We start from the raw sequence: 11,614 nt of genomic DNA on the forward strand, positions 1-11,614 counted from the left end.
AGAAACGCGCCCGCCTGCCGGCGGGCATTCCGCAGCCGCCACCCGCCACGCAGCGCCCGATGGAATCGGGCGTTCCCGCATCCAGGGCCTGGCGGCGAGAAAGTTCGAGCATGAAGCAGCATCCGTTCGGCGCCCTGGCGCTGGCCGTGGCCGCCGCCGTCGCGGCCGCCTCTCCCGCCGCGATGGCCCAGCAGGCCCCCGCCCCCAAATCCGTGGCCGTGACGGCCATCGTGGAGCACCCGGCGCTCGACGCCATCCGCGACGGCGTGAAGGCGAGCCTGCAGGCCGCCGGCTACGAGGAAGGCAAGACGCTCAAGTGGCAGTACCAGAGCGCCCAGGGCAACACCGGCACGGCCGCGCAGATCGCACGCAAGTTCGTGGGCGACCAGCCCGACGCCATCGTCGCCATCGCCACGCCCTCGGCCCAGGCCGTGGTGGCCGCCACCAGGACGGTGCCGGTGGTCTTCTCGGCCGTGACCGATCCGGTCGCCGCCAAGCTGGTGAAGAACTGGGAACCCAGCAAGACCAATGTGACGGGCGTGTCCGACCTGCTGGCGCTGGACAAGCAGATGGAGCTGGTCAGGCAGGTGGTGCCGAACGCCAAGCGCGTCGGCGTGGTCTACAACCCCGGCGAGGCCAACTCCGCCGTGGTGGTCAAGGAACTGAAGGCCCTGCTGCCCAGGATGGGCATGACGCTGGTCGAGGCTGCCGCGCCCCGCTCGGTCGATGTGGGCAGCGCCGCGCGCAGCCTGATCGGCAAGGCCGACGTGATCTACACCAGCACCGACAACAACGTGGTGTCGGCCTACGAATCGCTCGTGAAGGTCGGCCAGGAGGCCAAGCTGCCCCTGGTGGCCGCCGATGCCGACAGCGTCAAGCGCGGCGCGATCGCCTCCTTCGGCATCAACTACCGCGATCTGGGCGAGCAGACCGGCCGCATGGTGGTGCGCGTGCTCAAGGGCGAGAAGCCGGGCGACATCCAACCCGAGATCAGCACGAAGCTGGAACTCACGGTGAACCCCGGCGCTGCCGAGAAGCAGGGCGTGAAGCTCTCCGACGCATTCGTGAAGTCCGCTGCCCACATCGTGAAGTAAGGTGCGGCTCCCGGCCCCCGTGCCGGGAACGTCGCCCCGACCGCAGGAGCTTCGGCTCCTGATTCGTTTTTCCGGAAGCCTCACCCGCCATGTCCTTCTTCTCCCTGCTCGGCGCCGTCGAGATCGGGCTGATCTTCAGCCTGGTCGCGCTGGGCGTCTTCATCTCGTTCCGGCTGCTGCGCTTTCCCGACCTGACGGTGGACGGCAGCTTCCCGCTGGGCGGCGCGGTCTGCGCCGTGCTCATCTCCACGGGCACCAACCCCTACGTGGCGACGCTCGCGGCCACCGCGGCCGGTGCGGTGGCGGGCCTCATCACCGGCTGGCTGAACGTCAAGCTCAAGATCATGGACCTGCTGGCCAGCATCCTGATGATGATCGCGCTCTATTCGATCAACCTGCGCATCATGGGCGGCCCCAACGTGCCGCTGATCAACGATCCCACGCTGTTCACGCTGCTGCAGCCCGAGGGGCTGGCCGACTACATCGCCCGCCCCGCCCTGCTGCTGGTGATCGTGATCGCCGCCAAGCTGGCCATGGACTGGTTCTTCGCCACCGAACGGGGCCTGGCCATCCGCGCCACCGGCTCCAACGCGCGCATGGCCCGCGCCCAGGGCGTGAACACCGGCGCCATGGTGCTGCTGGGCATGGCCGTGTCGAACGCGCTGGTGGCCCTGGCGGGCGCGCTCTTCGCGCAGACGCAGGGCGGCTCGGACATCTCCATGGGCATCGGCACCATCGTGATCGGCCTGGCCGCCGTGATCGTGGGCGAGAGCATCCTTCCCTCGCGCCGGCTGGTCTGGGCCACGCTCGCCGTCGTCATCGGTGCCATCGTCTATCGCTTCTTCATCGCGCTGGCGCTCAACAGCGACTTCATCGGACTGAAGGCGCAGGACCTGAACCTGGTCACGGCCGTGCTGGTGACCGTGGCGCTCGTCATTCCTCAGATCAAGCGCAAGCTGGCTTCGAAGCAGCTTCGATAAGGAACCGCACCATGCTGAGCACACAAGACCTGCACATCACCTTCAACCCCGGCACGCCCATCGAGACGCGTGCTTTGCGCGGCATGTCTCTGGACATTCCGGCCGGGCAGTTCGTCACCGTGATCGGCTCCAACGGGGCCGGCAAATCGACTTTCCTGAACGCGATCTCCGGCGATCTGTCGGTGGACACGGGCCGCATCGCCATCGACGGCGAGGACGTGACCCGCCAGCCCGTCTGGTCGCGCGCCAGGCGCGTGGCGCGCGTCTTCCAGGACCCGATGGCCGGCACCTGCGAAGACCTGACCATCGAGGAGAACATGGCGCTCGCGCAGCAGCGCGGCACGCTGCGCGGCCTGCGCGGCGCGGTGAAGGCGCAGCAGCGCGATACCTTCCGCGAGCGCCTCGCCACGCTGGGCCTGGGGCTGGAGAACCGCCTCACCGACCGCATCGGCCTGCTCTCGGGCGGCCAGCGCCAGGCCGTGAGCCTGCTGATGGCGGCGCTGCAGCCCTCGCGCATCCTGCTGCTGGACGAGCACACTGCCGCGCTCGACCCGCGCACGGCCGACTTCGTGCTGCAGCTCACGGCCCGCATCGTGGCGGAGAACCAGCTCACCACCATGATGGTGACGCACAGCATGCGCCAGGCGCTGGACGTGGGCCAGCGCACCGTCATGCTGCACCAGGGCCAGGTGGTGCTGGATGTGGCGGGCGACGAGCGCAGCCGCCTGGGCGTGCCGGACCTGCTGCAGATGTTCGAGAAGGTGCGCGGCGAGCAACTGGCGGACGACGCGCTGCTGCTGGGCTGACGGCGCCCTGCACCTGCCCCGGCGTTGCCGCGGTGCCCGCCCTGGCGCTGCCGCTCAGTCCGCGCGCAGGGGCAGGTCCGCTTTTTTGAGCGTGCGCAGCACGAAGCTCGAGCGGCTGTGGCGGATGCCCTTGATCTTGTAGAGCTTCTCGCGCAGCAGGCGCTCGTAGTCGCGCGTGTCCTTCACCACCACGCGCAGCAGGTAGTCGTAGTCGCCCGACACCAGGTGCGCCTCGACCACCTCGGGAATGCTCGCGAGCGTTTCGCCGAACTTCTCCAGCGTGTTGTCGGAATGGCTGTCGAGCGTGACCTGCACGAGCACGGTATCGGCCAGGTCGAGCGCCTGGGCGTTGAGGCGCACGGTGTAGCCCTCGATCACGCCGGCCTCTTCCATCTTGCGGATGCGGCCCCAGCACGGCGATGGGCTCAGGCCCACGGCCTGCCCGATTTCCTGCAGGCTCGCGCGGGCGTCGTCCTGCAGCACGGCCAAAATTTTTCGGTCGATGCGATCCATGGATGTATTTTGCTGAAAAGTCCGTTTCAGCAGAAGATTTTTCTGCGAAATATAGGATTCGTCAGAAATTCGGAAAATCCATCGGCCACTCCACCGGCACAATCTTTTCCACAGGGCGCCTCCACCGGGGCGCCAAGCGAATGGCAAGCCCCCGGCCGGTTACCGCTGGCCCGGGGCGCTTGGCACCCCGTCACACCGCACTCCGCCACGCCACGCGGCGCCGCAGACAGGCAGGTGGCGCCAGAACCCGGGCGCGGACGAACTTCACCGCCGATCCCCAACACAGCCGTTAGAATCCGCCGGGTCAGGAGAGAGCGCCGCGCCCGCAACGGGTGGCCGGCGCCGCCGAAGGCGCAGGGAATTCCGAACGCTCAGGCAAAAGGACTGGCAAGGCGCCCGCAGGGATGCGGGCGTTCCCCCGGCTGGAGAGAGGCCTGCCTTAGCTAGGCAGACCCACCGAAGGAGCAAGCCCCGCAACGCGCCGCCCCCATGGCAGCGCGCACGGCGTGGTGAATCTCTCAGGTAAAGCGGACAGCGGGCACAGGCGTGGCGCCACCGATGGCGGCACGCGCGTCGTCCGTCCCCGCTCGCCCGAAAGGCCGCTCTGCCCATGTCCGCCGAATCCGCCTCCCTGCACACCACGCCTCTGCACGCGCTGCACCTCGAACTCGGGGCCCGCATGGTGCCCTTCGCCGGCTACTCCATGCCCGTGCAGTACCCCGCCGGCCTGATGGCCGAACACCTGCACACGCGGCAGGCCGCCGGCCTGTTCGACGTCTCGCACATGGGCCAGTTGCGCCTCGCAGGCCCCGACGCCGCCGCGGCCTTCGAGACCCTCATCCCCGTGGACGTGATCGGCCTCGGCTTGAACAAGCAGCGCTACGGCCTGCTGCTGAACGACGAGGGCGGCATCATCGACGACCTGATGTTCGTGAACCGCGGCGACGACCTGTTCGTGATCGTGAACGGCGCCTGCAAGGCCGGCGACATCGCCCACATCCAGGAGCGCATCGGCCAGCGCTGCGAGGTCATCCCCCTGCCCGACCAGGCCCTGCTCGCCCTGCAGGGCCCGCAGGCCGCCGCGGCCCTCGCGCGCCTCGCCCCCGGCACCGCGTCGCTGGTGTTCATGACCGGCGGACGCTTCGAGATCGCCGGCTGCGACTGCTACGTCACCCGCAGCGGCTATACCGGCGAGGACGGCTTCGAGATCTCCGTGCCTGCCGCACAGGCCGAGGCGCTGGCGCGCGCGCTGCTCGCGCAGCCCGAAGTGAAGCCGATCGGCCTGGGCGCGCGCAATTCGCTGCGGCTGGAGGCGGGCCTGTGCCTCTACGGCAACGACATCGACACCACCACCACGCCGCCCGAAGCCGGGTTGAACTGGGCCATCCAGAAGGTGCGGCGCACCGGCGGCGCCCGCGCAGGCGGCTTCCCGGGCGCGGAGAAGGTGCTCGCGCAGATCGACGACCCCTCGCTGCTCACCCGCCGCAGGGTGGGACTGGTGGCGCGCGAGCGTGTGCCCGTGCGCGAGCACACCGCCCTGCAGAGCACCGACGGCACAGCCATCGGCGAGGTGACCAGCGGCCTGCTCGGCCCGAGCGTGAACCAGCCTGTCGCCATGGGGTATGTGGCGCCGGAATTCGCAGCCACCGGCACCATGGTGCATGCGATCGTGCGCGGCAAGGCCGTGCCGATGGAGGTCAGCCCGATGCCGTTCCTGCCGCCCCGCTACCACCGCGGCTGATCCCGGGAGGCACGGCGGCGCGCCGGCCGTGCCATCCACCGCGGCTACAGTCGCAGTCGCGGGAACCCGGCCGGGACCGCGCATCCTCTTTTTCCGTTTTTCGACCGCCTTTTTTCGCGGACTTTCTTTCAGGAGCCCCCATGACCGTCAAATATTCCCGCGACCACGAGTGGATCAACGCCGCCGATACCGGCGCCGCCATCGTCGGCATCACCGTCCATGCGCAGGATGCGCTCGGCGACGTGGTCTTCGTCGATCTGCCCGAAGTGGGCAAGACCCTGGCCCAGGGCGAAGTGGCCGGCGTGGTCGAGTCCGTCAAGGCCGCCGCCGACGTGTACATGCCGGTGTCCGGCGAGATCGTGGAAGTGAACGAAGCCTTGCGCGCCGACCCGTCGCTTGCCAACAGCGCGCCGCTGGGCGACGGCTGGTTCTTCAAGGTGCGCCTGTCGGACGACTCGCAGCTCGACGCATTGATGGACGAGACGACTTACACCGAGTTCGCCAAGAATGCCTGATCCGGCCCTGGCGGCGGGCGGCCCCGGGCCGGCCTGCCGCGGTGCGCCTGTGCAGGACGCGCCCCTTCCGTTTTCCTTTTCCCCTTTTTTTCGCTGACCGGGACCCCTCCCATGCCCACGTCCACCCTCCCGCCGCTTTCCGCGCTCGAAAACGCCGCCGAATTCCAGCCCCGCCACATCGGCATCGATGCGGCGGACGAAGCGCGCATGCTCTCGGTCATCGGGGAGGCGTCGCGCGCGGCGCTGGTGGGCGGCATCGTGCCGGCCTCCATTGCCCGTACCGAGCCGATGCAGCTGCCGCCCGCCGCGACCGAGGCGGCGGCGCTCGCGGAACTCAAGGCCATCGCCTCGAAGAACCGCGTGCTGCGCAGCTTCATCGGCCAGGGCTACTACGGCACGCACACGCCGGGCGTGATCCTGCGCAACATCCTGGAAACCCCCGCCTGGTACACCGCCTACACGCCCTACCAGGCCGAGATCTCGCAGGGCCGCATGGAGGCGCTGGTCAATTTCCAGACGATGGTGTGCGACCTCACGGGCATGCCCATCGCCAACGCCTCGATGCTGGACGAAGCCACGGCCGCGGCCGAGGCCATGACGCTCGCCAGGCGCTCCGTCAAGTCGAAGAGCCAGACGCTCGTCGTCTCGGGCGACACGCATCCGCAGACCATCGAGGTGATCCGCACGCGCGCCGAGCCGCTGGGCATCAGCGTGGTGATCGCGGACTCCGAGGCCGAGTGGAATGCCGCGCTCGAAGGCGACTTCTTCGCCGCCGTCATCCAGTACCCCGCGAGCAGCGGCTGGCTCGCCGACTGGAGCGCCGACGTGGAGAAGATCCACGCCAAGCAGGCCGCCGCCATCGTCTGCGCCGACCTGCTGGCGCTCACGCTGCTGGTGCCGCCCGGAGAATGGGGCGCGGACATCGTCGTGGGCAGCACGCAGCGCTTCGGCATGCCGATGGGCGCGGGCGGCCCGCACGCCGCCTTCATGGCCTGCCGCGACGACTTCAAGCGCTCCCTGCCCGGCCGCCTCGTGGGCGTGAGCGTGGACGTGCACGGCCAGCCGGCCTACCGCCTCGCGCTGCAGACGCGCGAGCAGCACATCCGCCGCGAGAAAGCCACCTCCAACATCTGTACGGCGCAGGTGCTGCCGGCGGTGATCGCCAGCATGTACGCCGTGTACCACGGCCCCGACGGCCTCAGGCGCATCGCCCAGCGCGTGGCGAGCTTCACGGCCATCCTGGCCAAGGGCCTCGTGGCGCTCGGCCACACCACGCACCATCACGAGTCGGCGTTCGACACCCTGTGCCTGCACACGGAGGAGCGGACCGGCGCGCTGCTGGCCCGCGCCGTGGGGCGCGGCGCCAACCTGCGCGTGGCCTGGGACGACTACCTCTGCATCTCGCTCGACGAAACCACGACGCGGGCCGACATCGAGCTGCTCTGGTCGGTCTTCGCCGCCGACGGGCAGGCGCTGCCGCGCGTCGAGGATTTCGCGGACGGCGTGAACCCGCTGATCCCCGCCGAACTGCTTCGCACGAGCGCCTTCCTCACGCACCCGGTGTTCAACACGCACCATTCCGAGACCGGCATGCTGCGCTACATCCGCCAGCTCTCGGACAAGGACCTGGCGCTCGACCGCAGCATGATCCCGCTGGGCAGCTGCACCATGAAGCTGAACGCCACGAGCGAGATGATCCCGATCACCTGGCCGGAATTCGCGCAGGTGCACCCGTTCGCGCCCGCCGACCAGCTGGAGGGCTACCGCGAGCTCGACGGGCAACTGCGCGCCTGGCTCTGCCAGGCCACGGGCTATGCCGGCATCAGCCTGCAGCCGAACGCTGGCTCCCAGGGCGAATATGCAGGCCTGCTGGCGATCCGCGCCTACCATGCGGCGCAGGGCCAGGGCCACCGCGACATCTGCCTGATCCCCAGCAGCGCCCACGGCACCAATCCGGCCAGCGCCCAGATGGTGGGCATGCGGGTGGTGGTGACTGCCTGCGACGCGAACGGGAACGTCGACATGCAGGACCTGCGCGCCAAGTGCGAGCAGCACGCCGAGAAGCTCGCCTGCATGATGATTACCTATCCCAGCACGCACGGCGTGTTCGAGACGCAGGTGAAGGAACTCTGCCAGCTCGTGCACCGCCACGGCGGCCGCGTGTACGTGGACGGCGCCAACATGAACGCCATGGTGGGCGTGGCCGCGCCCGGCGCCTTCGGCGGTGACGTGAGCCACCTGAACCTGCACAAGACCTTCTGCATCCCGCATGGCGGCGGCGGCCCCGGCGTGGGCCCCGTCTGCGTGGTGGAAGACCTCGTGCCCTACCTGCCGGGCCATGCCACGGCCGGCGTGGCGGGCGGCACCGGCGCCGTCAGTGCAGCTCCGCTGGGCAACGCGGCGGTGCTGCCGATCAGCTGGATGTACATCCGCATGATGGGCCCGGACGGCCTGCGCGCCGCCACCGAGACGGCCATCCTCTCGGCCAACTACATCAGCGCGCGCCTGAAGGACCACTACCCCACGCTGTACGCGAGCGCCAACGGCCACGTGGCGCACGAGTGCATCCTGGACCTGCGCGGCTTCAAGGAGACCAGCGGCGTGATGGCCGAGGACGTCGCCAAGCGGCTCATCGACTACGGTTTCCACGCGCCCACGCTGTCCTTCCCCGTGCCCAACACCCTCATGGTGGAGCCCACCGAGAGCGAGACGCTGGCCGAGCTGGACCGCTTCGTCGACGCGATGATCGCCATCCGCGGCGAGATCCGCCGCATCGAGCAGGGCGAGTGGCCGCAGGACGACAACCCGCTGAAGAACGCGCCCCACACCGCGCACAGCCTGCTGGGCGGCGAATGGACGCATCCCTACCCGCGCGAGGCGGCGGCCTATCCGGTCGCGGCGCTGCGGCAGGCCAAGTACTGGTCGCCCGTGGGCCGGGTGGACAACGTGTACGGCGACCGCAACCTGTTCTGCAGCTGCGTGCCGGTGTCCGACTTCGCCTGAGAACGCGCGCGGGCTACCATCGCGTCTTTTGACCGGAGACCCCTTACCGTGAAGAAGACCCTGCTGCCCTTCCTCGCCGCCGCCCTGCTGGCCGGCACCGCCTGCGCCCAGAAGCCGACCGCCGCCCCTGCCGCACCCGCGGCACCCGCCGCTTCGGCCGCGGCCGCATCGGCCCCCGTCACCACCGCCAGCGGCCTGGTGTACGAGTCGCTCAAGGAAGGCACGGGCCAATCGCCCAAGGCCACCGACGTCGTGAAAGTGCACTACCGCGGCACGTTCCTGGACGGCAAGGAGTTCGACAGCTCCTACAAGCGCGGCGAGCCCACCGAGTTCCCGCTCAACCGCGTGATCCCCTGCTGGACCGAAGGCGTGCAGCGCATGAAGCCGGGCGGCAAGGCCCGCCTCACCTGCCCGCCCGCCATCGCCTACGGTGCGGCCGGCGCCGGTGGCGTGATCCCGCCCAACGCCACGCTGCGCTTCGAGGTCGAACTGGTCTCCGTGCGCCGCTGAACGGGTGCCGGGCGTGCAGCGGCTTCGGGTGGGCGAACTGGCCCGGCGCACCGGCCTGACGGTGCGCACGCTGCACCATTACGACGAGATCGGGCTGCTGCGGCCCTCCACGCGCTCGGAATCCGGCTACCGCCTCTACAGCGAGGCGGACGTGCAGCGGCTGCATGCCATCCAGACCCTGCGCCACCTCGGCCTGCCGCTGGGCGACATCGCCGGCCTGCTGCAGGGCGGCGGACCGGACCCGGAGTCCATCATCGGACAGCAGATCCAGGCGCTGGACCGGCAGATCGCCCAGGCGACCGAGCTGCGCGGCCGGCTGTCCCTGCTGCGCAACGGCCTGGTGGCCGGCCCCGCGCCCGGCATGCGGGACTGGCTGGAAACGCTGGGCCTGATGGGCACGTACGGCAAGTATTTCAGCGCCGCCGAACTGCAGCGCATCTTCGGCAACTGGAAGCGCATCGAGGCCGACTGGACCGTGGTGCGCGATCTCGTGCGCGGTGCGATGGACCGCGGGCTGCCGCCCCACGACCCGGAAGTGCAGCGGCTGGCCTACCGCTGGATGGCGCTGATGATGCACTGGATGGACGGCGACCTGGACCTGCTGAATCGCTGGGGCCACATGTTCCGCACCGAGCCGGGCACCCAGGGCCGCAACCATGCCCCCTCGGGCGACATGATCGCCTACATCGAATCCGCCATTCAGTTGCGCATGTCCCTGCTGTCCCGGTACGTCGACCTGCAGGACCTGCGCCGCCTGGGGCACGTTCCCTACACGGACTGGGCGGCGCTCGACGCCGAGGTGCAGGCGCTGATCGCACGGCAGGTGCCGGCGTCCAGTGGCGAGGCCCTGGCAGCATGCCGGCGCTGGAACGCGCTGTTCGACACGCTGACCCGCCAGGACGCCGAACTGCGGCGCAGGCTGCTGGCGGCGTCCGCCAGCGAACCGCTGCTGCGCGCGGGAACCCCCTTGAGCGAAGCGGCGCGCACCTACCTCGAATCCGCGCAGGCATTCACGCAACGCCCCGCAAAATCCGCTTGACCCTCACGCAACGTGAGGCTTCACAGTCGGGGCCATGGCTCCTGAACCGAACTCCTCTTTCTCCGGATCTTCCGGCGTTTCCGCTCCCCCTCCTCCCGGCGCTCCGCTGTCGCGCAACGCCGGCTTCCGGTGGCTCACGGCCAGCTCGGCGCTGTCCCTGCTGGGTGACCAGTTCTCGCTGATCGCGATGCCCTGGCTGGTGCTGCAGGCCACGGACGACACGCGCGTGCTGGGCACCGTCCTGGCCCTCATGAGCGTGCCCCGCGCGCTCTTCATCCTGGTCGGTGGCGCGATCGTGGACCGGCATTCGCCATTGCGGGTGCTGCGCCTGACCCGCTGGCTGAACGCCGTGCTGACCGGACTGCTGGCCGCACTGGTGCTGGCCGGCCACTGCCCGCTCTGGGCCCTCTACGCGCTGTCGCTGGCGCTCGGCATCTCCACCGCCTTCAGCATCCCGGCCGCCACGTCCATCACGCCGCGCGTGGTCGGCCGGGCGCAGCTGCATGCGGCCAACAGCATCGGCATGGGGCTGCGGCAGCTCGGCATGTCCGTCGGCCCGCTGCTCGCAGGCCTGCTGATCGCCGGCTTCGGCGTCGCGGGCGCGCAGGCGGCGGACCGCACGGGGATCGGCTTCGCCTTCGCCCTGGACGCGCTCAGCTTCGTGGTGTCCGCCTGGATGCTCGGCCGGGTGCGGCTGCGCGCGCCAGCGCCTGGAGAGGTTCCGGGCAGCGGCGCGGTGCTGGCCGCCGTGGCCCAGGGCCTGGCCCACGCCTGGCGCGATCGGCCGTTGCGCACCTGCTTCCTGTACTGGGGGCTGCTGTCGATCCTGGTGATGGGGCCGACGCAGATCGCCCTGCCCGTGCTCACCCATGGCCGGCCGCAGCTCGGTGCCGCCGCGTTCGGCATCCTGGTGGGCATGCACGGCGCGGGCACGCTGGCAGGCATGGTGGTGGCGGGCATGCTGCCCCGCCTGCGGCTGGTCAACCTGGGCACGACCCTGCTGGCGGTGGATGCCATGGCGGGCCTGCTGATCGCGCCGCTGGGAAGCATCTCGGCGGTCTGGCAGGGAGCGCTGCTCCTGGGCAGCGTGGGCCTGCTGGGCGGCTTCATGCAGGTGGGGCTGTTCACATGGATCCAGCAGCGCGTGCCTCCGGCGCTGCTCGGGCGCACCATGGGCCTGTTCATGTTCATTTTCATGGGCCTGCAGCCGGTGGCCGCGGCGGCGACGGGCTGGCTGCTGCAGATCGTCCCGCCGGACCGGCTCTTCCTGCTCTGCGGCGGCGCCCTGGTGCTGCTGGCCGCGCTGGCAGCGGTGGCCACGCCGATGCGCCGCATGCAGGACCCGGCGCCCTGAGCGGCCCCGCCGCCCTGCCGGGCCCATGGCCACGCTGCCGCGCGGGCCTGGGGCGCGGC

Annotated in this window: 10 protein-coding genes and 2 riboswitches; of the genes, 9 read left to right on the forward strand and 1 reads right to left on the reverse strand. The window is 70.1% G+C overall.

The window, feature by feature from the left end; all coding sequences use genetic code 11:
* The first annotated feature begins 110 nt into the window (after nt 1–110).
* The 3 genes from BLR05_RS03440 to BLR05_RS03450 all read left to right on the forward strand — a co-directional run bounded on the left by BLR05_RS03440 (nt 111) and on the right by BLR05_RS03450 (nt 2,880).
* Nucleotides 111–1,094 carry an ABC transporter substrate-binding protein gene (locus tag BLR05_RS03440; protein WP_092832349.1) on the forward strand — a complete coding sequence of 328 codons (984 nt, stop codon included), beginning with the start codon at nt 111–113 and terminating at the stop codon, nt 1,092–1,094.
* 89 nt (nt 1,095–1,183) lie between these two features.
* Complete coding sequence (locus BLR05_RS03445; RefSeq protein WP_092832350.1) at nt 1,184–2,074, forward strand: ABC transporter permease; 891 nt, start codon at nt 1,184–1,186, stop codon at nt 2,072–2,074.
* 11 nt (nt 2,075–2,085) lie between these two features.
* Nucleotides 2,086–2,880 carry an ABC transporter ATP-binding protein gene (locus BLR05_RS03450; protein WP_092832351.1) on the forward strand — a complete coding sequence of 265 codons (795 nt, stop codon included), beginning with the start codon at nt 2,086–2,088 and terminating at the stop codon, nt 2,878–2,880.
* A gap of 54 nt (nt 2,881–2,934) precedes the next feature.
* On the opposite strand, the gene BLR05_RS03455 is transcribed toward BLR05_RS03450, so the two are convergent.
* A complete protein-coding gene (locus tag BLR05_RS03455; protein ID WP_092832352.1) occupies nt 2,935–3,393 on the reverse strand; it encodes an Lrp/AsnC family transcriptional regulator in 459 nt (152 codons plus the stop codon).
* 295 nt (nt 3,394–3,688) lie between these two features.
* Nucleotides 3,689–3,790, forward strand: a riboswitch (glycine riboswitch).
* A 15-nt stretch (nt 3,791–3,805) separates the two neighbouring features.
* A riboswitch (glycine riboswitch) is annotated at nt 3,806–3,938 on the forward strand.
* A gap of 65 nt (nt 3,939–4,003) precedes the next feature.
* Here BLR05_RS03455 and gcvT point away from each other — a divergent pair.
* The 6 genes from gcvT to BLR05_RS03485 all read left to right on the forward strand — a co-directional run bounded on the left by gcvT (nt 4,004) and on the right by BLR05_RS03485 (nt 11,555).
* Nucleotides 4,004–5,134 (forward strand): glycine cleavage system aminomethyltransferase GcvT, encoded by a 1,131-nt coding sequence (gene gcvT, locus BLR05_RS03460; protein ID WP_092832353.1) that lies wholly within the window; start codon nt 4,004–4,006, stop codon nt 5,132–5,134.
* Between the two features lie 140 nt (nt 5,135–5,274).
* A complete protein-coding gene (gcvH, locus tag BLR05_RS03465) occupies nt 5,275–5,649 on the forward strand; it encodes a glycine cleavage system protein GcvH (protein WP_092832355.1) in 375 nt (124 codons plus the stop codon).
* A 111-nt stretch (nt 5,650–5,760) separates the two neighbouring features.
* Nucleotides 5,761–8,652, forward strand: coding sequence for an aminomethyl-transferring glycine dehydrogenase (gene gcvP / locus BLR05_RS03470; protein ID WP_092832357.1), 2,892 nt, complete (start codon nt 5,761–5,763; stop codon nt 8,650–8,652).
* A gap of 48 nt (nt 8,653–8,700) precedes the next feature.
* Complete coding sequence (locus tag BLR05_RS03475; RefSeq protein WP_377777612.1) at nt 8,701–9,162, forward strand: FKBP-type peptidyl-prolyl cis-trans isomerase; 462 nt, start codon at nt 8,701–8,703, stop codon at nt 9,160–9,162.
* Between the two features lie 13 nt (nt 9,163–9,175).
* On the forward strand, nt 9,176–10,201 hold the full coding sequence (locus tag BLR05_RS03480) for a MerR family transcriptional regulator (protein ID WP_092832484.1): 1,026 nt from the start codon (nt 9,176–9,178) through the stop codon (nt 10,199–10,201).
* A 34-nt stretch (nt 10,202–10,235) separates the two neighbouring features.
* Nucleotides 10,236–11,555 carry an MFS transporter gene (locus tag BLR05_RS03485; protein ID WP_092832359.1) on the forward strand — a complete coding sequence of 440 codons (1,320 nt, stop codon included), beginning with the start codon at nt 10,236–10,238 and terminating at the stop codon, nt 11,553–11,555.
* Nucleotides 11,556–11,614 lie beyond the last annotated feature (59 nt).

Origin of the sequence: Paracidovorax cattleyae (genome assembly GCF_900104515.1) — a bacterium.
In the GTDB taxonomy this organism is placed as follows: domain Bacteria; phylum Pseudomonadota; class Gammaproteobacteria; order Burkholderiales; family Burkholderiaceae_C; genus Paracidovorax; species Paracidovorax cattleyae.

Bases quoted from the DNA above. Each gene is read 5' to 3' on its own strand.
- BLR05_RS03485 (WP_092832359.1), top strand. From the start codon at position 10,236: ATGGCTCCTGAACCGAACTCCTCTTTCTCCGGATCTTCCGGCGTTTCC.
- BLR05_RS03440 (WP_092832349.1), top strand. From the start codon at position 111: ATGAAGCAGCATCCGTTCGGCGCCCTGGCGCTGGCCGTGGCCGCCGCC.
- BLR05_RS03455 (WP_092832352.1), bottom strand. From the start codon at position 3,393: ATGGATCGCATCGACCGAAAAATTTTGGCCGTGCTGCAGGACGACGCC.
- BLR05_RS03450 (WP_092832351.1), top strand. From the start codon at position 2,086: ATGCTGAGCACACAAGACCTGCACATCACCTTCAACCCCGGCACGCCC.
- gcvP (WP_092832357.1), top strand. From the start codon at position 5,761: ATGCCCACGTCCACCCTCCCGCCGCTTTCCGCGCTCGAAAACGCCGCC.
- gcvH (WP_092832355.1), top strand. From the start codon at position 5,275: ATGACCGTCAAATATTCCCGCGACCACGAGTGGATCAACGCCGCCGAT.
- BLR05_RS03445 (WP_092832350.1), top strand. From the start codon at position 1,184: ATGTCCTTCTTCTCCCTGCTCGGCGCCGTCGAGATCGGGCTGATCTTC.
- gcvT (WP_092832353.1), top strand. From the start codon at position 4,004: ATGTCCGCCGAATCCGCCTCCCTGCACACCACGCCTCTGCACGCGCTG.